Source organism: Gemmatimonadota bacterium, from assembly GCA_026706345.1.
Lineage (GTDB): Bacteria > JAAXHH01 > JAAXHH01 > JAAXHH01 > JAAXHH01 > JAAXHH01.
The window spans coordinates 1-2,336 of the sequence record JAPOYX010000255.1 but is presented as its reverse complement, the minus strand read 5'-3'; the positions used below and the strand labels follow the sequence as shown (position 1 = coordinate 2,336).

General features: G+C 61.5%; 3 protein-coding genes. 2 read left to right on the top strand and 1 reads right to left on the bottom strand.

Features of this window, described 5'->3' with window-relative positions:
* Window positions 1-114: 114 nt before the first annotated feature.
* Window positions 115-798, bottom strand: a complete 684-nt coding sequence (locus tag OXG98_18035; protein MCY3773911.1) for a GntR family transcriptional regulator — start codon at window positions 796-798, stop codon at window positions 115-117.
* A gap of 192 nt (window positions 799-990) precedes the next feature.
* Here OXG98_18035 and OXG98_18030 point away from each other — a divergent pair, with 192 nt between their 5' ends.
* Both OXG98_18030 and OXG98_18025 read left to right on the top strand, forming a co-directional pair.
* Window positions 991-2,091 carry a C4-dicarboxylate TRAP transporter substrate-binding protein gene (locus tag OXG98_18030; GenBank protein ID MCY3773910.1) on the top strand — a complete coding sequence of 367 codons (1,101 nt, stop codon included), beginning with the start codon at window positions 991-993 and terminating at the stop codon, window positions 2,089-2,091.
* Window positions 2,088-2,336, top strand: a 249-nt coding sequence (locus OXG98_18025; GenBank protein ID MCY3773909.1) for a TRAP transporter small permease subunit, incomplete at its 3' end; no start/stop codon positions are given. The genes OXG98_18030 and OXG98_18025, both read left to right, overlap by 4 nt.

The following is a 2,336-nucleotide window of genomic DNA, read 5'->3' as shown; positions in this document are numbered from 1 at the left end:
GATTCTCGACGCCATCCCATGGCCCATGCGTCCCAGGCCGATGAATCCGACTTTCATCATTTGTCTCCGACTGTTGTTTGCGCCAGGAAAGAAGTAGGTCAGACCGGGCCCGGTTCAGGAAAGGTTACCGCGGGCGAGGGCGATTTCGCCGGTGATTCGGTAGTGGGCCCGCAGCAATTCCACGGCCTTGTCGCCATCGCGGTCCAACACCGCATCGCGGATCGCACGATGCTCGTCCAGTTCGTGGCGGTCCCGATAGGCTTGCATGGAACTGAGATTGCGGTAGCGCAGAGTCTGTTCATGCAGTTGCGCACAAAAGTCCAGGAGGATTTTCGAATTGCAGGCGGAAAGCAGGGACAGGTGATACGCGCGGTGAAGGTCCTCCCAGGTTCCGTCGAACGTGACATACTCTTCGTCCGACAGCCGATTTCTCTTCGATAGCCGGTGATATGCCACCAACACACCTTCTTCCCATGCCGCGTCACCGTGCCGGATGGATTCCCGCAGCGCAATTTCCTCCAGCCAGCAGCGTGTCCGAATCAGTTCCGACAGTTCCTCCGCCGATGCCGGCGAGACGCGAAACCCCCGGTTTTCCTCGCGCTGCACCATGCCATTGGCGGAAAGCCGGTTAAGGGCTTCGCGCAGCGGGCTGTTGCCGACTGCATAGCGTTCAGTGAGAAACTGAAGCCGAAGTTTGCTGCCGGGCTGCAGCCGCCCGCCGACGATATCGTCCAGCAGCCGCTGGTAGGCGATGGACGCGAGAGTTTCGCGGCCGTTGGTCCCTGTTACGCTTGCCATTTAGGTACCTGTATCTGGATCGGTGGCCGCAGATTTCGAAATTGTTTCCTTGGCGACGGAAATATCGCTAATATCCGCCCGTAGCCTCAGTTCGCGAGTATACGTGGGAAACTGGTCTGCCGAAACTCGCGAAAGACTGCGCACACGATAGACTGGCGTGTACAGTCCGTTCAAACGGGAAAGAGAATGTCCATGAATCCGATTCGTGCCCCCAAGCCGCGCCGCCGCCCCCGCGTGCTGATTCTGGCCGGAATCTGCGCTGCGTTCCTTGGAGCCAAACCCGCCCGCGCACAGGAGGTCGTGCCGCTGACGGTGATCGACGCCTATGCGCCCACGGCGTTGTGGGTGCGCGTGTTCCTTGACTACTACATGCCCGAGGTGGATCGCCGGCTGGCTGAAACCGGCAACTACGAGATCGACTGGAACCGGGCGTTCGGCGGCACCGTTGCCAAGACGGGCGGCGTGCTCGAGGCACTGCAGTACGGGTTGGCGGATATCGGCATCATCACCTCGCCGTTTCATCCGGACAAGATTCCGTTCTTCAACATCAGTTACGTGACGCCGCTGGTCACCGCGGACATCGGCCTGGTGGCCCGTACCGTGGATGAACTGGTGGAACGTTATCCGGCCCTGCGCGAGCAGTGGGACGACTACAACCAGGTCTTTCTCACCGCGGCGGGGTCGATCGACACGTACCAGGTGTTGATGAACGAACCCATAGAAACGCTGGAGGATTTCAGGGGCACGAAGATCTGCGGCGTCGGGTTGAACCTGCGCTACGTGCAGGGACTCGGTTCGGCCGCGGTGAGCAGCAATCTGGGCGATTTCTACAACAACATTGCGACTGGATTGACCGACGGGACAGTGGCCTGGGCGGAGTCCGCGGTAGCGTACAAACTTTATGAAGTTGCGCCGTACATGATTGACATCCGCCTCGGAGCGGTCACATCCAAGGTCATCGCCATGAACCGGCGCTCCTGGGAATTGCTGCCCGATGAAGTCCGCCGGGTGCTCTCCGAGACGGCCATCGACTACCGCGACGAGCTGGCGCTGGAGACCGACCGGCGCGCCGAGTCCAGCCGCCACGAATTCGTGGAGCAGGGCGGCACGATCCAGCCGCTGACCGACGAACAGCGCCGCGTCTGGGCCGAGAGCCTGCCCAACATGGCGCAGGAATGGGCCGAGGATCTGGAAGAGCGCGGACTGCCCGGCAAGCAGATCCTGCGCGACTACATGGACATCATGCGCGCCAACAACCAGCCCATCGTCCGGCACTGGGACCGGGAACTGTGAGTGCGGGCGCTGAAGCCGGACCCAAGCCTGGCAACCCCCTGATACGCGCGTTCTCCGGCCTCGTGGCCGGGCTCAACAGCGTGGGCACCGTCTGGATATTCGCCCTGATGGTGATCATCAACGTGGACGTGCTCTCCCGGTACCTGTTCAACGCGCCCATCCAGGGCGTCGCGGAAATAGTCGAACTGTCCATCGTCGGCATCGTCTTTCTGCAGATCAGCGATGCGGTTCGGGCCGGCCGGCTG